Source organism: Tsukamurella sp. DT100 (assembly GCF_049844855.1).
Lineage (GTDB): Bacteria > Actinomycetota > Actinomycetes > Mycobacteriales > Mycobacteriaceae > Tsukamurella.
This window is the reverse complement of sequence record NZ_JBNCLV010000005.1, coordinates 84,038-104,553: the sequence shown is the minus strand read 5'-3', so window position 1 is coordinate 104,553 and position 20,516 is coordinate 84,038. Positions and strand designations below refer to the sequence as shown.

The following is a 20,516-nucleotide window of genomic DNA, read 5'->3' as shown; positions in this document are numbered from 1 at the left end:
CAGTCCGCAATGAACTGTCTATTCAAGCAGCTCCTGGGCGTGTCAGGGAGCGATCGTCGCGCGGACCGGGAGGACGAAGGCCTGGGCGTACCGTCGGCCCGCCTCGACGTTCGCCGAGCTCGGGCCCCGGTGGTCGGCATCGTCGACGACGCCCTCGACGGCCGGCAGCGGGGTCAGCAGCAGCGAGTGGAGCTGCCGGACGAAGTAGTCGGCGAAGGCGTGCACGTCGGCGCCGTCGCGGTACTCGCCGCGCCGGATCTCCCCCAGGAAGAACCGCCGTCCCTGCTGGATCTGCGGCGAGTCGCCGGTGATGTACGGCAGCAGAAGGGCCGGGTTCGAGGCCAGCACGTGTTGCAGCGCGCGGTGCTCCCGCAGGTAGGCGTAGGCGTAGCCGAAACCGGACGCCAGCCGCTCGTCGTTGTCGGTGATCTCGTCGGCGAAATCGTGGATCCGCCGGTAGAACTTGTCCAGCTCACTCGCGACGAGGGCCTCCACCAGCGCGTCCTTGCCGGTGAAGTGCTGATAGAGCGTCGCCCGCGCCAGGCGGGCGCGCTTGGCCAGGGCGCCCATCGAGATCCGCGTCAGGCCGGCCTCGTCGACCCAGTCGAGAGCCGCGCGCAGGATCTGCTGCCGGGTGTCGGGTTTGGTCGTCGGGGTCGATGCCACCTGCGGATTCTATAACTGCGACCGCAAGCGCCGCGGTCAGGAAGCGGGATCGGTGACGAAGTCCACGAGCCGCTCGACGGCGCCGATGAGCGAGGCGTCGAGGTCGCGGAAGGAGGTGACGGCGCCCTGCACCCGGCGCCAGCCGTCCTGCGGCGAGCCCCAGCCGAGGCGCGCGCAGGTGCCGGTCTTCCAGTCCTCGCCGCGCGGCACGTCGGGCCAGGCCGCGATGCCCACGGACAAGGGCTTCACCGCGGCCCAGATGTCGATGAACGGGTGGCCGGTGACCATGACGTACTTCCCGAGCGACTGCGTCATCCGGGACTCCTTGGAGCCCTCGACGAGGTGGTCGGCGAGCACGCCCACCTTGCGGCCGGGGCCGGGCTGGAACTCGGCGAGCCGGGCACCCAGGTGGTCGAGGCCCTCGAGCTGCTCGACGACGACGCCCTCGACCCGCAGGTCGTGGCCCCAGACGCGCTCGACGAGCGCGGCGTCGTGGATGCCCTCGACCCAGATCCGGCTGGGCAGCGCGACGCGGGCCTTGACGCCCTCGACGCGGGTCGAGCCCGACGCGCTGCGCTGCGGGCCCGACGGTACCTTCGCCCGCGGCTTCACCAGGGTGACGGGCTTCCCGTCGATGAGGAAGGCGGCCCGGCGCATCGCGAAGACGCGGACGACGCCGCGGCCGTCCTCGAGCTTGACGAAGTCGCCGTCGTAGCTCTTGTCGAAGCCTACGACGGCCCCGCAGAAGCCGGTCGCCGCGTCCTCGACCACGAGATCGCGGTCGGCGGGAACCTCGGGGACCACCCGCGCCTTCTTGCTCGCGTGCCCCGCGTAGATGTCGCCATAGCCGTGTCCCACGGCGGATGATTCTACGGCGCGGGATCCACGTAGTGCTGGAAGCCGTAGCGCGTGTGCGGCCCTATCGCGCCGAACTCGAACAGGCCCTCGCCCTCCTCGGTGCGCCCGTCGGGATGCCGGACGGTGCAGGTCGCGAGGTATTCGACGGGCACCAGCATCGTGAGGTTGACGTCGAGCTCGGACACGCGGAACCGCCGGCCCTCGACCTTCTCCTCGCCCTGCCACATGCCGTGGCGCCAGTCCTGGTCGAGCCCGTAGCCGGTGCCGAAGCCGAAGTGGTTCGCGGTGGTGATGCGCACGTCGACGGTGGTCGCGGCACCGTCGGAACCCGTGAAGACGAGCCGGGCCGCCCGGGCCTGGCGGGTGCCCGGCACGAAGTCGATGTCGTGCGCGACGTGGCCGAGCCAGCGCGGTTCGGAGCCGTCGTGCGGGATCCAGGTGGCGTCCTCGACGACGGGGCGGCCCCGGACATCCTCCTGCAGCACGACGCAGATCGCGGCGTCGGCGGTGGTCAGGACGGAGTAGATCCAGAAGAAGTTGCCGGCCTCGGTGACGCGGCGGCCGGGCGGCTCGGCCTCGCCGACGGGGCGCACGCCCCAGGAGCGGTCGCGGTTGCCGCGCCAGGTGCGCGCGTCGAACGTGGTCCCGTCGACCGTGAGACTGCCCGCCCAGGTTCCGACCTGAACGAACCGCTGGGTGTCGAAGGTGACGCGCTCGAGCTGGCGGTGGAAGTGCCGCGGCTCGAGGTGCGCGGGGCCGGTGCCGGTGAAAGTCAGGTCGAAGGCGAGGTCGTAGTCCGCGCCGGGGTCGAGGGTGACGCGCAGGCGCTGCAGGCCGTCGAGCACCTCGACGCGCATCGGCCCGACGGTGGTGTCGGCGCGGTCGGCGCCGAGGGCCTTGGAGGCGCGGAAGACGATCTGGTCGTCGCCGTGCCGGGCGACGGCGAAGCAGTCGACGACGCCCAGGTTCGGGTAGACGCCGAGGCCGAGCACGAGGAAGGGCTCGGCGGCGGTGCCGTTGTGGGCGTTGAAGTAGTAGCGGTCGTAGAAGTTTCGGTCCGACGTCGCGGGGTGGCGGATCACCTCCGCGACCTGGTGGATCGGGTAGTCGTCGAAGGGCGACAGCGTCATACGACGGACTCCCAGTACGTGCCGGCGAGCATCTTCTCGATGCTGGCGCGGTGCAGGATCATGTCGTCGGGGTTCTCCGGCGCGACGGCGGCGCCGAAGTCGATGGCCCGGGTCTGGATCCGGTACATGATCACGCCGTGCACGATGGCCGCGTAGGCGGTGTAGAAGTCCATGTCGCGCGGCACGTGGCCGGTGCGGTCGGCGTACCGTCGCTCGACGTCCTGCCGGCGCAGGAAGCCCGGCAGGCCGGGCAGGCCGGCGAGCTCGGCGAGGTCCTGGAAGAAGCGGTGCAGGTAGACGAACCAGCCGAGGTCCAGCTCGCACGGGCCGACGGTCGCCATCTCCCAGTCGAGCACGGCGACGGGGGTGTTCCCGGCGGGGCCGCCGTACATCAGGTTGCCGATGCGGGCATCGCCCCAGTTGAGCACCTGGTCGGTGTGCGGCGGGAGGTTGTCCTCGGCCCACGCGAGCGCGCGGTCCAGGAGGGGCGCCCCGCCGTGCTTCTGCGCCGCCCAGTCGTAGAACGCGCGGAGCCGGCGCAGGTGCGCGGCGAGCGCGGTCTCCCCCGGCTCGGGTGTCGGGATCAGGCCGTCGGCGGGAGCGGGCACGGCGTGGATCGTGGCGATCACGTCGACCGAGGCGTCGGCGAGCTCGCGCAGGTCCGCGTCGGTGGAGTCGGGCCGCCAGGCGCCGAAGGTGTAGGGCATGACGTCGGGCGGCACGTCGCCGTCGACGCGGTCCATGACGAGGAACGGGGCGCCGATCACCGCCGGGTCCTCCTCCACCCACAGGCACGACGGCGCCGCTACCCCGTACGACTCGACGTGCCGCATCACCGCGAACTGCGCGGGCAGGTCGTAGGTCGGGAACACCGGGTCGGACTCCGGCCGGGGCGCCACGCGGATGACGAGGCGCCGCTCCTCGTCGCCGAACCGGACCGCGGCGAGCAGGGTCTCGCTCGACATGCCGTTGCCCTCGGGCAAGTGCAGGTCGAGCACCTCCGCGCCCGGCTCGCGCGCGGCGAACCACTGCTGCAACTGGGCGCGCACCTCGTCCGGGGTGCGCTGTGAGGAGGCCGGGCGGGCCTGCTCGGCGAAGGTGTCCGATTCGGTCATGCTGGTCAGGGTAGATCCGTGCGGCCCTTGCTAGAACATGTTTCAGAAATCTCGCGATGGCGGCGTTGCGGGCGTGGGTGCTGAGATGTGGGCTCCAGCGGCGCGGGCACGCCGTATCCCGGGAGTCGCGCCGCTGGGACGCACATCCCAGCGGGTGCCGCGACTAGGATGAATGCTCATGAGCTCCCCCGTCGTCACCCTCGCCCGTCGCGCCACCGCGGGGCCCGCCCAGGGCTTCGCGGTGTGGTCGGCGGCCTGGCTGGCGGGCTCGGCGGGCACGGACGAACTGCTGGAGGCGCTCGGCGAGTGGGCGCCGGTGCAGTCCGTGGTCGACGGCGACCTCCCCGACCTGCTGGCCGAGATCCGTGCCCTGGAACCGCACACCGTCCGGCTGCTGCTGCCCGCGCCGGGCGATGCGCGGGGCCTCCCCGCGGGCACCGACCTCGAGGAAGCCGCGATGGCCCGCGGCGAGGTGGTGCTCTTCGACGGCGCGACGTCCACGATCGCCCTCGTGCCGACGCCCGAGGCCGCCGACGTGATGCGCTGGCAGGCCTTCCTGCACGAGCCCGCGCTCGTCGATCCGGATCCGATCTCGCTCGGCGCGGCGGAACACGCGCTCCGGGACGCCGTCCGCGAGGCGCCGTCGGCCCTGTCCAGCCTGCCGCCCGCGCCCGACGCCGCGTCGGATCCACGCGGCGTCGTCATGGAGCTGACCCGCTACCTGGGCGCGCACCGGCTGCCCCTCGGTGCCGCCGAGCGGGCGCACCGAGTGCTCGACAGCGCCGGGATGGTGGAGGCGATCCTGCTGGTCGCGGGCGCGGAGAACCCGTACGCCGGTCTCACCCTCGCGTCCGCGCAGGGCGGCGACGCCGCCTACCGCGACCTGTGGCGCACCGTCCGCGCCGCGCGGGTGGCCGCCGTCAATGCGGTGTGCCGCGACGAACTGCGCGGAGCATTCTGAAACCGCCGTTCAGATGAGGGACGCTCGAAACACTGCGCCGCGGATCAGCTGAGCGCGGGTTTCAGCTGCGAACCGGGCGCCGCACCGCCGGGCAGCAGCCCTCGACGCACGCGGCGCCGTCGACGCTGACGCCGAGCCCGCTGGACCTGCCCGCATCCGCATCGTCGACGAGGTCGGCGACCATCGCCGCGAACCGCGGATCGTGGATCGGGGTCGCGGCGCGGGCGAAGGGCATGCCCAACTCCCCCGCGAGATCGCGCGCCTCGGTGTCGAGGTCCCAGATCACCTCGAGGTGGTCGGAGATGAAGCCGATGGGCACGACCGCCACGCCGGGCACCCGCTCGTCCCACAGCGCCTGGATGTGATCGCAGATGTCGGGCTCGAGCCACGGCACCTGCGGCGGGCCGGAGCGGGACTGCCAGACCACGTCGTGATCCATCCCCAGCCGGGCGGCGACGTTCGCGGCCGCGTCCCGGACCTGGCGCGAGTACAGGTTGGACACCCCGGGCGGGCCCGCGTTCACGTCCGCGGCCTCCGGGATCGAGTGCGCCGTGAACACCAGGCGCGAGCCGAAGGGCACCGTCGACAGGGCGGCCTGCGCAGCGTCGGCGAAGCAGTCCAGGAACAGCTCGTGATCGTGGAACTGCGGCAGCTTGGTCAGGCGCGGCGCGCCGGGGCCCACGGCCGAGAGGGCGCGGGCGATGTCCTCGTCGTACTGCCGGCAACCGGAGAAGCCGCCCCACGCGGACGTGGCGAAGACGAGCGCGTCGCGCACGCCGTCGTCCTTCATCCGCTGCACGGTGTCCTCGACCATCGGATGCCAGTTCCGATTCCCGAAGTAGACCGGCAGCGCCCGGCCCCGGCGGTCGAACTCCTCCGACACGGCCGCGATCAGCGCACGGTTCTGCTCGTTGATCGGCGAGACGCCGCCGAACCGCTGGTAGTGCTGTTCGACGGCGTCCAGCCGCTCGGGTGGTACGCCACGACCACGCACGACGTTCTCGAGGAACGGCCGTACGTGGTCGGGGTGCTCGGGCCCACCGAAGGAGAGCACGAGCAGCGCATCGTGGGTCACGACTGCGCGTTGATCATTTCCTCGGGGAACCAGGTGTTGTGGCTGGCACCGCCGTCGACGTAGACGATGGAGCCGGTGGTGCCGGGCAGCCAGTCCGAGAGCAGCGCGCAGATGCTCTTGCCCACGACCTCCGGGTCGTCGACGTTCCAGCCGATGGGCGAGGCGCCGTCCCAGTACTGGTTGAGCATGTTGAGCTTCTTGGCGTCGTCCGTCGCGGTGCCCGAGATCGCCTTGGCGGCCAGGGTCTTGATCGGGCCGGCGGCCACCAGGTTGGAGCGGATCTTCTTGGCGTAGCCGACCTCTCGCGCGACGTAGCGGTTGACCGACTCGAGGGCGGCCTTCTGCACGCCCATCCAGTTGTAGTCGGGCATCGCGGTGCGGGGATCGAAGTCCATGCCCACGATGGAGCCGCCCTCGTTCATGACGGGCAGCACGGCGCGCGCCAGCGAGGCGTAGCTCCACGCGGAGATCTCGAAGGACTTTGCCACGTCGGGGCCGGGGCCCTCGAGGAAGGGCACGGCGTCGGGACCCATGAGGGTGCGGGGCGCGAAGGCGATGGAGTGCAGCACGCCGTCGATGCCCTCGGGCGCGAGCTCGCGGACCTTGTCGGCCAGCGTGCCGAGGTACTCCTCGTCGGTGATGTCGAGCGGGATCGCCGGCGGCACCTCCTGCGGGAGACGCTTGGCGATGCGGTCGATCAGGCGGAGCCGGTCCGGGATGCCGGTGATGATCACCTTGGCGCCCTGCTCCTGGGCCACCTTGGCGGCCGAGAAGGCGATGGAGGCATCGGTGATGATGCCGGTGATGAGGATGGTCTTGCCTTCGAGCAGTCCGGTCACGGACGTGCCTCCTTCTGGGTTTGGCTGGTTCGACGGTGCGGGGTGCGTGCGTCCGGAAGGGCCTAGTGGCCCATGCCCAGGCCACCGTCGACGTTGATGACGTTGCCGGTGACGTAAGAGGAGTCGTCCGAGGCGAGGAACGAGACCACCGCGGCGACCTCCTCGGGCTGGCCGATCCGCTTCGCGGGGATGCCCTGCTTGATCAGCGGCTCGGTCATGTCCGACGGGAGCTCGCGGGTCATGTCGGTGTCGATGAGGCCCGGCGCGATCACGTTGGCCGTGATGTTGCGCGAGCCCATCTCGCGGGTGACGGAGCGGGCGAGGCCCACGACGCCGGCCTTCGACGAGGCGTAGTTGGCCTGGCCGCCGGTGCCGGCGAGGCCGACGACCGAGCCGAGGTAGATGAACCGGCCCCAGCGGTTCTTGAGCATGTCGCGCGTGGCGGCCTTGGTGACGCGGAAGGCACCGGTGAGGTTGGCGTTGATGACCTTCTCGAAGCTCTCGACGCTCATGCGCATGACCAGCGTGTCGTCGGTGATGCCGGCGTTGGAGACGACCACCTCGACGGGGCCCTGGTGCTCGGCGACCGTCTTGAAGGCGGCGTCGACGGACTCGGTGTCGGTGACGTCGCACTGCACGCCGAACAGGCCCTCGGGGGCGCCGGAGCCGCGGTGCGTCACCGCGACCTTGTGGCCGTCGGCGGCGAGGCGCTGCGCGATCGCGAGGCCGATACCGCGGTTGCCGCCCGTGACGAGGACGGACCGGGGCGTGAATTCAGAAGTCGACATGGGTGACAACGTATCAATCACGCTCGCGACCCGGGAAATCTCCGGGCACGCGAGTCGTCGCGGGCGCGCGTTCCGCGGGCACCGAGGTCACGGCAGACGCCGGTTGAACAGCACCGCGCCCGCGGCGCCGAGCACCAGCAGGCCCGTGCCCCACAGCACCCAGATCCGCGAGTTGTCGCCCTTCTGCATCTCCCACCCGATCTCGTCGCGCAGGGTGCCGTAGGCCTCATTGAGGTCGCTCAGCGAGGACGCCGAGAAGAAGTTGCCCCCGGAGAGCTCGGCGATCTTCCGGAGCGAGTCGTCGTCGACGGGGACGGGGATGTTCTGTCCTTCGATGTCGACGGTGCCGTTCGGCGTGCCGAAGGAGATGGTGGAGATGGGGATCCCCTCCTCCTTCGCCTTGCGGGCGGCGGTGAAGCCGCCGCGCGGATCGTCGAGGTCGGTGGGCACCGTCTGCTTGCCGTCGGATTCGAGGATGATCCGGGCGGGCGGCGCGGCGTCCTTGCCGCCCAGCACGTCCCGGATGTTCTTGATCGACTGGATCGCCGCGTAGATGCCCTCGCCCGTCGCGGTGCGCTGCGCGAGGTCGAGGTGATCGATCGCATTGGTCGCCAGGGAGCGGTCCGGCGTCGGCGAGACGAGCAGCTGCGCCGTGCCGGCGTAGGAGACGATGCCGAGGTTCATGCCCTGCGGCAGTTCGCCGACGAACTTCTTCGCCGCTTCCTTGGCGGCGTCGAGCCGGTTGGGGCTGACATCGGTGGCCTTCATCGACAGGGAGACGTCGACGACGAGCACGACGGTGGCCTTGCTCCGCGGCACCTTGCGCATCGCCTGCGGCCCGGACAGCGCGATCATGAGCAGGATCAGGCCGATGCTCAGCAGCGCGATGGGCACGTGCCGCCACCGGTTGGGCCCGGGCGGCGCCACGGAGTCGAGCACCGACATGTTCGCGAACTTCAGCGCGCGCTTGCTGCGCCGCCGCTCGTTGTAGACGTACCCCGCCAGGATGGCGAGCACGACGAGGATGCCGAGCAGCCAGATCGGGGTGGCGAGCGAGGTCAATCCGCCCATGTCAGGAAGCACCAGCCAATCCACGTCGACGTGCGGCGACGAACCGCACGATGTCGGCGAGCCAGTCGCGGTCGGTGCGCAGTTCGAGGACGGGCGCGCCGACGCCGCGCAGGGTGCGCGCCACCTGCTTGCGGTGCTCCTGCGCCGCCGTGGCGAACCGCTGCTGCAGCTCGGGGGTCACGGTCAGTTCGCGCACGGCGCCGGACTCGGCGTCGCGGAGCGCGATCTCGCCGACCGCCGGGAGCTCGACGTCGCGCGGATCGAGGACCTCCACGGCGAGCACCTCGTGCCGCGCGGCGATGCCGCGGAGCTCGCGGACGTAGTCCACGTCGCCGAGGAAGTCGCTGATCACCACGACGAGGCCCCGGGGCTGTTCGGGCCGGCGCAGGGCGTCGAGCGCGATGCGCAGGTCGCCGCGGGTGCCCTCGACGGCGCGGGGCGCGGTGGCGATGGCCTTGAGCACCTTCTGCCGCTGCGCGCGGCCGGACTTGGGCTGCACGCGCACCAGCTGCGCGCCGTTGGTGACGAGGCAGCCGACGCGGTTCGCGGCGCCGCTCACCAGGTGCACGACTGCGGCGGACGCGGCGACGGCGAGGTCGCGCTTCGTGCCGCCCGTGGAACCGAAGTCCATCGACGCGGACAGGTCGACCACGATCCAGGTCTGCAGCTCGCGGTCGGCGATCATCTGCCGCACGTGCGGGTGCGTCGTGCGGGCGGTGACCGACCAGTCCATGAGGCGGACGTCGTCGCCGGGCGTGTACGGGCGCGACTCCCCCGGCTCGGAGCCCGGTCCGGGGAGCAGTCCCTGGTGATCGCCCTTGAGGACGCCGTCGAGCCGGCGGCGCACCAGCAGTTCGAGCATCTTCAGGGACGCCTGCATGCGGGTCTCGTCGACCTCGCCGCCGGCGAAGCTCGGGAGCGGGCTGTGCCGGGGCCCGGGACCGGGAGGCGTGCCGGGGGGTGTGGCCGGCATCGTCAGCCCTGCGGCTGCTGCGCGGGCACGTACTGCTGCGGGGCGGGCGCCGGCGGCGCGGCCTGCTGCGGGACGGGCTGCCCGACGACCTGCGGCAGCGCGACGGTCTGCAGCACGCGGTTGATCGCCTGGTCGGCGGTCACCTCGTCGGCGAGGGCGTCGTAGCTCATGACGAGGCGATGGCGCAGCACGTCCGGGATGATCTCGACGACGTCCTGGGGGACGACGTAGTCGCGGCCGCGGAGCAGCGCGAGGGCGCGGGCGGCGGCGACGATGCCGAGGGTGGCGCGGGGCGAGGCGCCGTACGTGATCCAGGAGGCCACGTCGTCGAGGCCGAACTCGCGCGGGGTGCGGGTCGCGGCGATGACGCGGACGACGTAGTCGACGAGCGCGTGGTGGACGAAGACCTCGCTCGCGGCGCGCTGGAGGCGGATCACGGTGCTCGGGTCGAGCACCTGCGAGGGCACGGGCGGGACGGTGCCCATGCGGTAGACGATCTCCCGCTCCTCCTCGATGGAGGGGTAGCCGACGACGACCTTGAACAGGAAGCGGTCACGCTGGGCCTCGGGCAGGGGGTAGACGCCCTCGTTCTCGATGGGGTTCTGCGTCGCGAGCACGAGGAAGGGATCGGGCATCGGGTAGGTCTTGCCGCCGATGGAGACCTTGCGCTCGGCCATGACCTCGAGCAGCGCGGACTGGACCTTCGCGGGGGCGCGGTTGATCTCGTCGGCGAGCAGGAAGTTCGCGGAGACCGGTCCGATCTCGGTGTCGAACTGCTCCTTGCCCTGCCGGTAGATGCGGGTACCGACGAGGTCGGAGGGGACCAGGTCCGGCGTGAACTGGATGCGGGAGAACGAGCCGCCGACGACGGTGGCGAAGGTCTCGACCGCGAGGGTCTTGGCGACGCCGGGAACGCCCTCGAGGAGGACGTGGCCCTTGGCGAGCATGCCCACCAGGATCCGCTCGACGAGCTGGTCCTGGCCCACGATCACGCGCTTGACCTCGTAGACCGCCCGCTCCAGCAGCTTGACCTCATCGCTCGACGCGATGTCCTGCCCCTGTGAGTGCGTCACGCAATAGTCCCCTTCGTCGTCGTTCCCCCGGCCCGTGCGGGCCCGTCCGATCCCGGGCCGCGGCGGCCCGTTCCCACGAGCGTACTGAATCGCGCGCGGTCAGCTGTTGATCACGCGGACGCCCTGCGAGAGGAACGTCGAGGCGTCGAAGGGGGCGATCCGCACCGCGCCGCCGGACTGGGGCGACTCGAGGATCTGGTTGTTGCCGAGGTACATCGCCACGTGCTGGGAGCCGCCGGGGCCGCGGAAGACCATGTCGCCGCGCTTGAGCTGGCTGATCGGCACCTTGTTGCCCGTCGTGTACTGGTAGCCCGAGTACTTGGGCAGCGCGATCCCGACCGCGGCGTACATGTACGCCATCAGGCCCGAGCAGTCGAAGCCGATGCGGTTGAAGTCGCCGTAGCTGTCGGCGACGCCGCCGTCGCGGACGCCCTTGGTCGCGCCCCAGGCGTTACCGCCGCCCCAGGCGTACTGCACGCCGATGACGGACATGCCGCGCTGGATGACGGTCTCGATCATCTGCGCGCCGCTCATGCTCCCGACGCCGGGCACCGCCTGCGAGGCCGGGGCGGTGGGCTGCTGTGCAGCGCCGGACTGGCCGGTGACGGCGCCGAACGGGTTGCTGAACAGCGACGACGCCTGGCCGACGATGCCCTGGGCGAAGGTCCGGGCCGCGGCGAGCGGATCCGCGGTGTCGACGGTGCCGGCCTGCGCAGCGGGGGCCGCCGGGGCGGCCGCCTGCGCAGCCGGAGCGGCGGGCTGGGCGGCGGGCGCGGCGGGGGCCGCGATCTGCTGGGTCTGCTGCTCGTCGACGACGTACTGCGCGTAGATCTTCTGCTGCGCCGCACGGTCCTCGGCGCGCTTGGCCTGCTCGAGGGCGCGCTGTGCCAGCTCGCGCTGGGTGCTGAGCGTGGTCTGCTCCTGCTGCTGCGTCGTCAGGGCGGCGACGGTCTGCGTGATGGAGTCCTCGGCCGTCGTCTTCCGCTCGGCCGCGGCGGCCGTGGCGGCGTCGGCCTGGACCTTGGCCGCGCGGGCGGCGGTACGGGAGGCCTCGGCGCGGGTCTTCGCGGCCCGGAGGTCGCCGAGCGCGACCTTCTGCTTGTCGGCGACGATCCGCAGCGTGGTCGCGCGGTCGACGGCATCGCCCGGGTCGTTCCCGCCGAGCGTGTTCACGAGGGCGCCGGCACTGTTGCCCTGGGCGTACGCGGCACGGACCACCTGGTCGAAGGCGTCCTGGGCGGTCTTGATCTTGGCGTCGGAGTCCGCGACCGCGGTGTCGGAGACCTTGATCGCGCCGGTCGCCGCGGTGGCGGCGTCGCGGGCGGACTGCAGGTCGACGACGGCGCGGTTGACGGACTGCCGCTTCGTCGCGACGTCGCCGCGGAGGTCCGCGATCCGCTGGTCGGTCTGGGCGATGCGGTCGACGAGCGCGGCGACGACGTTGGCGGGATTCGCGTCGGGGCCGTTGGGCTCGGCGAAGACCGATCCCGCGCCTGCGACGGAGCCGGCCACCAGCGAACCGGTGGCGACTGCCGCGAGCAACGACCGCGCAGCGAAATTCGTGGCGGGGTGTGCCGTACGCCTCAAGGTGTCTCCCTCAACTCAAGACTCGTTCAGACCCGATGAGTGCGCATGGGCAACACGCACAACATTGGCTTCAGACGTACCGTACGGCACTTTCACAACAATAGAAAACAAGATTCACAAATTACACAGGTGTGAGTAGCGAAAGATCCGCGCTGACCTGCACGGATCATCGTCCGTCGAATGGCATTCGAATCGGACAGGCGCTGCTAATTACACAGCTGGAATTTCGAATGAATGTGCGCTATTCGTTCGATCGAACAGCGGAGCCGCCATTCTCTTCGGTCGTGGGCACCGTCGAGTCGGAGGACTCCGCCCCGACCGTTGCGGCCACCGGCGCGGCCGCGGCACGCCGGGCGGCGTCCACCGCCCGGCTGCGGCGGCGCGTCACCACGCGGGCCCAGCCCGCGAGCGCGGCGACGACCAGCACCAGCCCGACGGTGAAGCCCGTCCACGGGAAGGTCGCGTCGTTCGCGACGGTCGCGAAGTCCTCAGCGGCCTTCGGCGGGTTGTTGAGCGCGAGTCGACCGGTGTAGCCGTCCTGCCCCTTCTCGATCTGGAAGCGCGAGAGCTGGGTCGAGTACCCGGCGACCTGCGACGGCGACATCACGAGGACGGTCAGCGGATGATCGGCATCGGCGTTCATCTGCCGTCCGAGCTCGGTGCCGAGGTCGCGCAGCGAGGTGTCCGGGTTGTAATCGTGCGCCAGGACGACCACCTGGAAGTTCTCGATGCCGTTGGCCCGCGCGTCCTTGACGACCTGCACCAGCTGGGGCACGGAATCGGCGTGCGCGGGGTTGAGCACGGCGACGCCGTCCGTCGCGAGGTCCGCCTGCAGCGCGGACAGATCCACATCGGTCGGAACTTCGGTGAGAATCGGCAGCGGACCCATGGGCCTCACAGTACGACACGCCCGCGGGCGCGCCCGGAACGAGGCACAATGAGCTGCGTCCGGCGAGTTTCAGCCCTGCGGACTCTCACAGGACAAGCGTACTGTATTATCGACTTCAGGCACCGACACAGCCCGTCGGTGCACACCACAAAACGTTGAGTGGAGCTGACGTGAGCAAGAGCATCGATTCCTTCTCGTCGCGCGGCACGCTCGAGGTGGGCGATCAGTCATACGAGATCTTCCGCCTCAGCGCCGTGCCCGGCACCGAGAAGCTGCCCTACGCCTTGAAGGTCCTCGCAGAGAACCTGCTGCGGACCGAGGACGGCGCGAACATCACCACCGATCACATCAACGCCCTGGCGAACTGGGATCCCTCGGCCGAGCCGAGCGTCGAGATCCAGTTCACGCCGGCGCGCGTGATCATGCAGGACTTCACCGGTGTGCCCTGCATCGTGGACCTCGCCACCATGCGCGAGGCCGTCACGGCCCTGGGCGGCGACCCCAACAAGGTCAACCCGCTCTCCCCCGCCGACATGGTCATCGACCACTCGGTCATCCTCGACGTCTTCGGCACCGCCGACGCCCTCGAGCGCAACGTCGACCTGGAGTACCAGCGCAACGGCGAGCGTTACCAGTTCCTCCGCTGGGGCCAGGGCGCGTTCGACGACTTCAAGGTCGTCCCCCCGGGCATGGGCATCGTCCACCAGGTGAACATCGAGTACCTGGCGCCGGTCGTCATGACCCGCAACGGCCAGGCGTACCCCGACACCTGCGTCGGCACCGACTCGCACACCACCATGGAGAACGGCCTGGGCGTCCTGGGCTGGGGCGTCGGCGGCATCGAGGCCGAGGCGGCCATGCTGGGCCAGCCGGTCTCCATGCTCATCCCCCGCGTCGTCGGCTTCAAGCTCACCGGTGAGATCAAGCCGGGCGTCACCGCGACCGACGTGGTGCTCACCGTGACCGACATGCTGCGTCAGCACGGCGTCGTCGGCAAGTTCGTCGAGTTCTACGGCAAGGGCGTCGCCGAGGTGCCGCTCGCCAACCGCGCCACCCTGGGCAACATGAGCCCCGAGTTCGGCTCCACCGCCGCGATCTTCCCGATCGACGGCGAGACGATCAACTACCTGCGCCTGACCGGCCGCACCGACGAGCAGCTCGCGCTCGTCGAGGCGTATGCCAAGGAGCAGGGCATGTGGCACGACGCCGATCACGAGCCGGCGTACTCGGAGTACCTCGAGCTGGACCTCGGCACCGTCGTGCCGTCGATCGCCGGCCCGAAGCGCCCGCAGGACCGCATCCTGCTGTCGGAGTCGAAGACCGCCTTCCGCAAGGACATCCACAACTACGTGGAGGAGCAGCACCCGGCCGCGCACACGCAGCTGGACGAGGCCGTCGAGGAGTCCTTCCCGGCCTCCGATCCGGCCGCGCTGTCCTTCGCGGACGACGGTGCCGTCAACGTGCAGTCCGCCGCCAACGGCGCCGAGGGCCGCCCGTCCAAGCCGGTCACCGTGACCGGTGAGCGCGGCACCTTCATCCTCGATCACGGCGCCGTCGCGGTCGCGGGCATCACGTCCTGCACCAACACGTCGAACCCGTCGGTCATGCTCGGCGCGGCGCTGCTCGCGCGCAACGCCGTCGAGAAGGGCCTGACCACCAAGCCCTGGGTCAAGACCAACATGGCCCCCGGCTCGCAGGTCGTCACCGACTACTACGAGAAGGCCGGCCTGTGGCCGTACCTCGAGAAGCTCGGCTACTACCTGGGCGGCTACGGCTGCACCACGTGCATCGGCAACACCGGCCCGCTGCCCGACGAGATCAGCAAGGCCGTCAACGACGAGGATCTGACCGTCGTCGCGGTGCTCTCGGGCAACCGCAACTTCGAGGGCCGCATCTCCCCCGACGTGAAGATGAACTACCTGGCCTCGCCGCCGCTGGTCATCGCCTACGGCCTCGCGGGCACGATGGACTTCGACTTCGAGACCGACTCGCTGGGCAAGGACCACGACGGCAACGACGTCTTCCTCAAGGACATCTGGCCGTCGGCGCAGGAGATCGACGACACGATCAAGAACGCCATCAACCAGGACATGTTCCGCAAGTCCTACTCCACGGTCTTCGCGGGCGATCACCGCTGGCAGAACCTGGACACCCCCGAGGGCGACACGTTCGCCTGGGACGAGAACTCGACGTACGTCCGCAAGGCGCCGTACTTCGACGGCATGACGATGGAGGCGGCGCCGGTCACCGACATCGCGGGCGCCCGCGTCATGGCGCTGCTGGGCGATTCGGTCACCACCGACCACATCAGCCCGGCCGGCCCGATCAAGCCCGGCACCCCGGCCGCGCAGTACCTCGACTCCCACGGCGTGGCCCGCAAGGACTACAACTCGCTGGGTTCGCGGCGCGGTAATCACGAGGTGATGATCCGCGGCACGTTCGCGAACATCCGCCTGCAGAACCGTGTGCTCGACACCATCGGGCTCGAGGGCACGCAGGGTGGCTACACCCGCGACTTCACGCAGGAGGGCGGCCCGCAGTCGTTCATCTACGACGCGTGCCAGAACTACCAGGCCGCCGGCGTCCCGCTGGTCGTCCTGGGCGGCAAGGAGTACGGCTCCGGTTCGTCGCGCGACTGGGCGGCCAAGGGCACCAGCCTCCTGGGCGTCAAGGCCGTCATCGTCGAGTCCTTCGAGCGCATCCACCGGTCGAACCTGATCGGCATGGGCGTCGTCCCGCTGCAGTTCCCCAAGGGCGAGTCCTGGAAGACCCTGGGCCTCGACGGCACGGAGACCTTCGACATCGCGGGCATCACGGAGCTGAACAACGGCGTCACGCCGAAGACGGTGCACGTGACCGCGACGAAGACGGACGGCACGAAGGTGGAGTTCGACGCGGACGTCCGCATCGACACCCCCGGTGAGGCGGACTACTACCGCAACGGCGGCATCCTGCAGTACGTGCTGCGGAACATGGTCAAGAGCTGATCGCTTCAGTCTCGACCAGTGACGGCGGGTCCGGCCCCAGCGGCCGGGCCCGCCGTCCGCGTAGTGGACAACGAGTAACCGTCCCCGTTCGATCAGGAGCATCCACATGCCCAAGGTGAGCGATGATCACCTCGCCGCGCGGCGCCGCCAGATCCTCGACGGTGCGCGGACCTGCTTCGCCGAGTACGGCTACGACGGGGCCACCGTCCGCCGGCTCGAGGCCGCGACCGACCTCTCGCGCGGCGCGATCTTCCACCACTTCCGCGACAAGGACGCGCTGTTCCTGGCGCTGGCCCGCGAGGACGCCGAGCGGATGGCCGACATCGCCGCGGAAGAGGGCCTCGTGCAGGTCATGCGCGACATGCTCAGCCATCCGGAGCGCTTCGACTGGCTGGGCACCCGGCTGGAGATCGCGCGCCGGCTGAAGAACGACGGCGACTTCCGCGCCGAGTGGACCGAACGCAGCGCCGAGCTCACTGAGGCCACGCTGCGCCGCCTGGAGCGGCAGAAGCAGCGCGGCCGGCTGCGCGACGACCTGCCGACCGACGTCATTCTCAGCTACCTCGACCTCGTGCTCGACGGGCTGGTCACCCACCTCGCCTCGGGCCGGCCGACGGCGGGCCTCGAGGCGGTGCTCGACCTGGTCGAGGAGAGCGTGCGGCGCCCCTAGCGCTTCGTCAGCGCCGGGACGAGGGTCGCGATGCCCAACCCGAGCATCGCGATGCCCGCGAGCAGGGTCAGGTAGAGGCCGATGCCGGCCGAGACGTCGACCATCGACGAGTACGTCGACGTCAGCTTCACGACGTTCGCGAGGTCGTAGCCGGCGAGGCCGGTGATCCCGAGCCCCGCGACGGTCGCGACGATGCCGGAGATCAGCCGCAGCGGTACTCCCGTCGTGGTGACGACCGCCGCCGCGACCGCGACGCCGCCGGCGATGAGCGCCGCGAACAGCGTGATCCAGCCGTCGCTACCGTCGATCCCCGACGCCGAGCTCGTGATCGACGTGCCACCGATCTTCGCCGACGCGCTGGCCCACGGCAGGAAGGCACCCAGGATCACGAGCGCGCCGGCGCCGGCGATCAGGAACTGCAGGATCGTGCCGACGCCACCGCTCGCCGTCGACGGTGCCGGACCGCCCGGCCCCGGTGCACCGAACTGCCCCGGCTGCTGCCCGTAGGGCCCGGGTTGGCCGGCGTACTGACCCGGTCCGCCGAACTGCTGCTGCCCGAACCGCGGTTGTCCCGGCTGCGCGTACGGGGGCTGGCCGTACTGCGGCTGTCCCGGCCGTCCGTACGCCGGCTGTCCCGGCGGGGCCTGCGGGGCGCCCCACTGCTGCCCGGGCTGCTGCGGCGGGCCGCCGTACGGAGCGCCCTGCTGCGGGGGCCGGCCCTGGTGCGGCGGCACCTGCCCGCCGCCCTGGGGGTAGGGACCGCCCTGCTGGTATCCGCCCTGGTTGTAGGTCATGCGGGGAGCGTAGCCCCGTCGGCCTTGCGATCCGGTTGCCGACGCCCAAACGTGATCTTCGGTGCGGCTCAGCGCCCTTCGGGCGGGGTCGCGTAGAGGAAGACCGCGCCGCCGGGATCCTTGGCCGATCCCATGGTGGCCCAGGGCGTCACCTCCGCCGCGCGGAGGATCTCGCCGCCCGCGGCCACGATGCGCTGCTCGGCGGCGGCGGTGTCCTCGACCGTCAGGTACACCTGCCAGAACGACGGCATGCCCTCGCCGAAGACGCCCGAGTCGAAGAGCGGCGCCGCGTCCATGATTCCCGCGACCGCGTCCCGCTGTGCGCCCGTACCGGTGAAGACCTGGCTGTAGCGGTCCGGGCCGAAAGAGCCCTCCTGCCCCCCGCTGCCGATCTCCTCCGACTCCCAGCCGAAGACGTCTCGGTAGAAGGCCCTGGTCGCGTCGTAGCTGCGGCTCATGCAGTCGAACCAGTACGGGGTACCGGGCACGCCGCGCTCGACGAAGCCCTCGTGCTTCCCCGGCTCCCAGATGCCGATGGCCGCGCCGACCGGGTCGATGACGAAGGCGAAGCGCCCCAGATCGGCCACCGGCACGACCGGGACCACGAGCGAGGCGCCCGCGTCCGTGGCCGCGCGCAGCGACGCCTTCGCGTCCTCCACCCGCAGGTAGGTCGACCAGACGTCGCCGGGCCCGCCGCCGCCGTCGGGCGGCGACATGACTCCGGCGACGCGGTTCCCGTTCACCCGGAAGTTGCGGTACCCGCCGAAGTCCTCGTTGGCGGGCTCCGCCTCCCAACCGAAGACGGCGCCGTAGAACTCGACGGCCTGCTCGACGTCGGAGGTCATGAGGTCGATCCACACGGGTGCGCCCAGCGGGGCGTGGTACGCGGTCATGGCGACAACGGTGGCACACCGGGCCGACAAGTTCCAGATTTCGATCGACACGGCGCTGACGATCGCTGGATCGGCCTGCGCCGCCGATTGCCGTGAGCGGGTGTCGAACCCGCCCACGGCACCGTCGGGCTAGAGGTTGGCGACCCCGCGTGCGTCCCGGTAGACACCCGCCACGCCGCTCGCGGACATCGGGCCGGACTGGATCTTGGCGTCGGAGGCGACGACGGCCTGCAGGGTGATGCCGGCGACGAGGAAGTCGGCGACCGAACGCCGGGTGTGGTCGGCGGAGGTCACGAGCACCGCGCCGTTGCCGAAGCCGTTCTGCCGCATGAGGACCGCCGTGTTGATGGCGTTGCCCTGGGTCGAGCCCGCCTTCTCCTCGGTATAGATGCGCGTGCCGGAGACGCCCTGCGCGAGCAGCCACTCCTTCATCGCCGCGGCCTCGGTCTTGCCCGCCTTGGGCGCGCCGCCGGTCACGACGATCGGGAACGCCGGGTAGGCCTGCGCGACAGCGAGCCCCTTGGTCAGCCGCTCGACGAGGATCGGCCGCATCGCACCGTTGTTCTCCAGGCCGAAGCCGAGGATGACGATCGCGGTGCCGGGCGCGACACCGCCGGGCACCTGGTCGGTGAGCGGGAAGGTCAGCGCCTTGTTGACGTTCGTCATCAGGGCGACGACCTTCTGCGCCTGGTCGACCGGCATCTGATTGATGGCGGCCTGCGCGCCCGCGGTGTCGCCCGCGGCCTGGCGGTCGATCGCCTGGTTGGTCAGGGACGTCGTCGACGTCGTGGTCGACGGTGCCGCCCCCGCCGTCCCCGTCGCCAGGGTGGCGGCGACCGCAACGGCGGCCGTCAGCGAAACGATCGAGCGGAAGAAACCAGAGACACGCATGTTGCCCTCCGTGACAAATGAGTCTATCGGTGGAAAACTACACCACTGAGTCGTGTGTTGCACACGTGAATGATGATTCGTGCCCGACACCACGCCCGGGGCACGCCGAGAGCACCCGAGAGCCTCGGTGGATTCCTGCGGTCGACGAGCGGCGTGTCGTCGCCGACACGCACCGAAAGTGCTGGTCCGCCCCTACGAAGACGTGGGCAGCGCGATCCCCAGCTCGCGGAACACCGCGCGGGCGCGGTCCGGGTAGTCGCTGATCAGCCCGTCCGCGCCGTCCCGCAGCAGCGCCCGCATCGTCGCGGGATCGTTGACCGTCCAGGGGATGACCTTCAGGCCCAGGCCGTGCGCCCGTCGGATCAGCTCCGGCGTCGTGAAACGCACGAAGTCCGCGTCGCCGACGCCGCCGTCCTGCGGATCGCCCTGCACCGGCGAGACGGCCGTCAGTCCGGGGATGGTCGCCTTCGCGGCCCGCACCCAGTCGCCGCCGTAGGCGTCCACGTCGAGCCCCAGCCACGGCGACCCGCCCGGCTTCCCCGTCTGCAGGAACTGCTCGCCGTTGGTCAGCGCGATCAGCCCGACGCCCGGGAGCAGCGGCCCGATCTCCCGCAGGGCGGTCCAGTCGAAGCTCTGGATCGTGACCTGCCGGGCGAGGCCGGAGCGCGTGATCTCCCCCGCCACCGCCCGCACGAACTCGCCTCGTGGCGCCGTCTCCGACGGTGCCCCCGCCTCCACCTTCGTCTCGATGTTCATCCGCACCGGCGAGCGGCGCGCGCGGACGAGGTCGAAGAGCTCGCGCAACTCGGGGATGCGGGCTCCCGCCACCACGCGCTGCGAGGCGGTGACCTTCTCGTATCCGCAGTTCATCGTCCGGACCTGGGCGTAGGTCAGGTCGCGGACGTACTTGCCGACGTACGGGTACTTCGGGTCGCCGGGCGTCGCCGGCGCGGTGTCCGCGCACTTGCGTGCGTCCACCTTCCGGTCGTGCGTGATCACGACCTTCCGGTCCTTCGTCACCTGCGTGTCCAGTTCCAGCGTGGTCACGCCGAGCCGCATCGCTGCGGAGAAGCCCTCCAGCGTGGACTCCGTCTGCAGGCCGAGCCCGCCCCGGTGCGCCTGCAGGTCGACGGTCCGCGGCACCGCGCCGGCCGGAGCCGCCCCGACCAGCAGCGCGAGAGACAGAGCGATGATCGTCGGACGCCGCAGGTTCATGAACCGCACGCTAGGCCGCCACGGTGAACCCGACCTGTCCG

The 20,516-nt window shown here is 70.8% G+C and carries 19 protein-coding genes; 3 read left to right on the top strand and 16 right to left on the bottom strand.

The features are described from left to right. Positions 1-42: 42 nt before the first annotated feature. The 4 genes from ACLQ3K_RS13590 to ACLQ3K_RS13575 are packed head-to-tail and all read right to left on the bottom strand — an operon-like array spanning position 43 to position 3,769. Positions 43-666 (bottom strand): TetR/AcrR family transcriptional regulator, encoded by a 624-nt coding sequence (locus ACLQ3K_RS13590; RefSeq protein ID WP_224645133.1) that lies wholly within the window; start codon positions 664-666, stop codon positions 43-45. 36 nt (positions 667-702) lie between these two features. After that, entirely contained in the window at positions 703-1,524 is an 822-nt protein-coding gene (locus ACLQ3K_RS13585) for a DUF3097 domain-containing protein (RefSeq protein ID WP_425999966.1), read from the bottom strand. Positions 1,525-1,535: 11 nt separating this feature from the next. Continuing rightward, positions 1,536-2,654: a hypothetical protein gene (locus ACLQ3K_RS13580; RefSeq protein ID WP_425999964.1), complete on the bottom strand. Its 1,119-nt coding sequence runs from the start codon at positions 2,652-2,654 to the stop codon at positions 1,536-1,538. Then, positions 2,651-3,769 carry a phosphotransferase family protein gene (locus ACLQ3K_RS13575; protein WP_425999962.1) on the bottom strand — a complete coding sequence of 373 codons (1,119 nt, stop codon included), beginning with the start codon at positions 3,767-3,769 and terminating at the stop codon, positions 2,651-2,653. Before ACLQ3K_RS13575 ends, ACLQ3K_RS13580 begins: the two co-directional genes overlap by 4 nt. A gap of 178 nt (positions 3,770-3,947) precedes the next feature. On the opposite strand from ACLQ3K_RS13575, the gene ACLQ3K_RS13570 reads away from it, so the two are divergent. Continuing rightward, complete coding sequence (locus ACLQ3K_RS13570) at positions 3,948-4,730, top strand: hypothetical protein (RefSeq protein ID WP_425999960.1); 783 nt, start codon at positions 3,948-3,950, stop codon at positions 4,728-4,730. 61 nt (positions 4,731-4,791) lie between these two features. On the opposite strand, the gene ACLQ3K_RS13565 is transcribed toward ACLQ3K_RS13570, so the two are convergent. The 8 genes from ACLQ3K_RS13565 to ACLQ3K_RS13530 all read right to left on the bottom strand — a co-directional run bounded on the left by ACLQ3K_RS13565 (position 4,792) and on the right by ACLQ3K_RS13530 (position 13,025). Continuing rightward, positions 4,792-5,805: a ferrochelatase gene (locus ACLQ3K_RS13565; protein ID WP_425999958.1), complete on the bottom strand. Its 1,014-nt coding sequence runs from the start codon at positions 5,803-5,805 to the stop codon at positions 4,792-4,794. Continuing rightward, positions 5,802-6,644 carry an NADH-dependent enoyl-ACP reductase InhA gene (inhA, locus tag ACLQ3K_RS13560; RefSeq protein ID WP_168544074.1) on the bottom strand — a complete coding sequence of 281 codons (843 nt, stop codon included), beginning with the start codon at positions 6,642-6,644 and terminating at the stop codon, positions 5,802-5,804. Before inhA ends, ACLQ3K_RS13565 begins: the two co-directional genes overlap by 4 nt. Positions 6,645-6,706: 62 nt before the next feature. Next, the gene (gene fabG1 / locus ACLQ3K_RS13555; RefSeq protein WP_224645127.1) at positions 6,707-7,432 is read right to left on the bottom strand and encodes a 3-oxoacyl-ACP reductase FabG1; all 726 of its coding nucleotides are present in this window, start codon (positions 7,430-7,432) and stop codon (positions 6,707-6,709) included. A gap of 87 nt (positions 7,433-7,519) precedes the next feature. After that, entirely contained in the window at positions 7,520-8,503 is a 984-nt protein-coding gene (locus tag ACLQ3K_RS13550) for a VWA domain-containing protein (RefSeq protein ID WP_224645196.1), read from the bottom strand. Position 8,504: 1 nt separating this feature from the next. Continuing rightward, entirely contained in the window at positions 8,505-9,476 is a 972-nt protein-coding gene (locus tag ACLQ3K_RS13545) for a DUF58 domain-containing protein (RefSeq protein ID WP_425999955.1), read from the bottom strand. A gap of 2 nt (positions 9,477-9,478) precedes the next feature. Next, positions 9,479-10,639, bottom strand: coding sequence for a MoxR family ATPase (locus tag ACLQ3K_RS13540; protein WP_336670716.1), 1,161 nt, complete (start codon positions 10,637-10,639; stop codon positions 9,479-9,481). Positions 10,640-10,648: 9 nt separating this feature from the next. Continuing rightward, the gene (locus ACLQ3K_RS13535; protein ID WP_425999953.1) at positions 10,649-12,136 is read right to left on the bottom strand and encodes an NlpC/P60 family protein; all 1,488 of its coding nucleotides are present in this window, start codon (positions 12,134-12,136) and stop codon (positions 10,649-10,651) included. Between the two features lie 241 nt (positions 12,137-12,377). Next, complete coding sequence (locus ACLQ3K_RS13530) at positions 12,378-13,025, bottom strand: DUF6676 family protein (RefSeq protein WP_224645125.1); 648 nt, start codon at positions 13,023-13,025, stop codon at positions 12,378-12,380. A gap of 170 nt (positions 13,026-13,195) precedes the next feature. Here ACLQ3K_RS13530 and acnA point away from each other — a divergent pair, with 170 nt between their 5' ends. Both acnA and ACLQ3K_RS13520 read left to right on the top strand, forming a co-directional pair. Next, a complete protein-coding gene (gene acnA / locus ACLQ3K_RS13525) occupies positions 13,196-16,012 on the top strand; it encodes an aconitate hydratase AcnA (RefSeq protein ID WP_425999951.1) in 2,817 nt (938 codons plus the stop codon). 106 nt (positions 16,013-16,118) lie between these two features. Further along, positions 16,119-16,682, top strand: a complete 564-nt coding sequence (locus ACLQ3K_RS13520; protein ID WP_224645123.1) for a TetR/AcrR family transcriptional regulator — start codon at positions 16,119-16,121, stop codon at positions 16,680-16,682. On the opposite strand, the gene ACLQ3K_RS13515 is transcribed toward ACLQ3K_RS13520, so the two are convergent. The 4 genes from ACLQ3K_RS13515 to ACLQ3K_RS13500 all read right to left on the bottom strand — a co-directional run bounded on the left by ACLQ3K_RS13515 (position 16,679) and on the right by ACLQ3K_RS13500 (position 20,475). After that, entirely contained in the window at positions 16,679-17,476 is a 798-nt protein-coding gene (locus ACLQ3K_RS13515) for a hypothetical protein (RefSeq protein ID WP_425999948.1), read from the bottom strand. The two genes, ACLQ3K_RS13520 and ACLQ3K_RS13515, sit on opposite strands and share 4 nt — an antisense overlap. A gap of 68 nt (positions 17,477-17,544) precedes the next feature. Beyond that, complete coding sequence (locus ACLQ3K_RS13510; RefSeq protein WP_425999947.1) at positions 17,545-18,369, bottom strand: VOC family protein; 825 nt, start codon at positions 18,367-18,369, stop codon at positions 17,545-17,547. Positions 18,370-18,498: 129 nt separating this feature from the next. Next, on the bottom strand, positions 18,499-19,260 hold the full coding sequence (locus ACLQ3K_RS13505; protein WP_425999945.1) for a YdcF family protein: 762 nt from the start codon (positions 19,258-19,260) through the stop codon (positions 18,499-18,501). Positions 19,261-19,452: 192 nt separating this feature from the next. Continuing rightward, the gene (locus ACLQ3K_RS13500; RefSeq protein ID WP_425999943.1) at positions 19,453-20,475 is read right to left on the bottom strand and encodes a glycerophosphodiester phosphodiesterase family protein; all 1,023 of its coding nucleotides are present in this window, start codon (positions 20,473-20,475) and stop codon (positions 19,453-19,455) included. Positions 20,476-20,516: the final 41 nt, after the last annotated feature.

Bases quoted from the DNA above. Each gene is read 5' to 3' on its own strand.
- ACLQ3K_RS13505 (WP_425999945.1), bottom strand. From the start codon at position 19,260: ATGCGTGTCTCTGGTTTCTTCCGCTCGATCGTTTCGCTGACGGCCGCC.
- ACLQ3K_RS13550 (WP_224645196.1), bottom strand. From the start codon at position 8,503: ATGGGCGGATTGACCTCGCTCGCCACCCCGATCTGGCTGCTCGGCATC.
- ACLQ3K_RS13545 (WP_425999955.1), bottom strand. From the start codon at position 9,476: ATGCCGGCCACACCCCCCGGCACGCCTCCCGGTCCCGGGCCCCGGCAC.
- ACLQ3K_RS13580 (WP_425999964.1), bottom strand. From the start codon at position 2,654: ATGACGCTGTCGCCCTTCGACGACTACCCGATCCACCAGGTCGCGGAG.
- ACLQ3K_RS13530 (WP_224645125.1), bottom strand. From the start codon at position 13,025: ATGGGTCCGCTGCCGATTCTCACCGAAGTTCCGACCGATGTGGATCTG.
- ACLQ3K_RS13575 (WP_425999962.1), bottom strand. From the start codon at position 3,769: ATGACCGAATCGGACACCTTCGCCGAGCAGGCCCGCCCGGCCTCCTCA.
- ACLQ3K_RS13520 (WP_224645123.1), top strand. From the start codon at position 16,119: ATGCCCAAGGTGAGCGATGATCACCTCGCCGCGCGGCGCCGCCAGATC.
- fabG1 (WP_224645127.1), bottom strand. From the start codon at position 7,432: ATGTCGACTTCTGAATTCACGCCCCGGTCCGTCCTCGTCACGGGCGGC.
- ACLQ3K_RS13515 (WP_425999948.1), bottom strand. From the start codon at position 17,476: ATGACCTACAACCAGGGCGGATACCAGCAGGGCGGTCCCTACCCCCAG.
- ACLQ3K_RS13510 (WP_425999947.1), bottom strand. From the start codon at position 18,369: ATGACCGCGTACCACGCCCCGCTGGGCGCACCCGTGTGGATCGACCTC.
- ACLQ3K_RS13570 (WP_425999960.1), top strand. From the start codon at position 3,948: ATGAGCTCCCCCGTCGTCACCCTCGCCCGTCGCGCCACCGCGGGGCCC.
- ACLQ3K_RS13500 (WP_425999943.1), bottom strand. From the start codon at position 20,475: ATGAACCTGCGGCGTCCGACGATCATCGCTCTGTCTCTCGCGCTGCTG.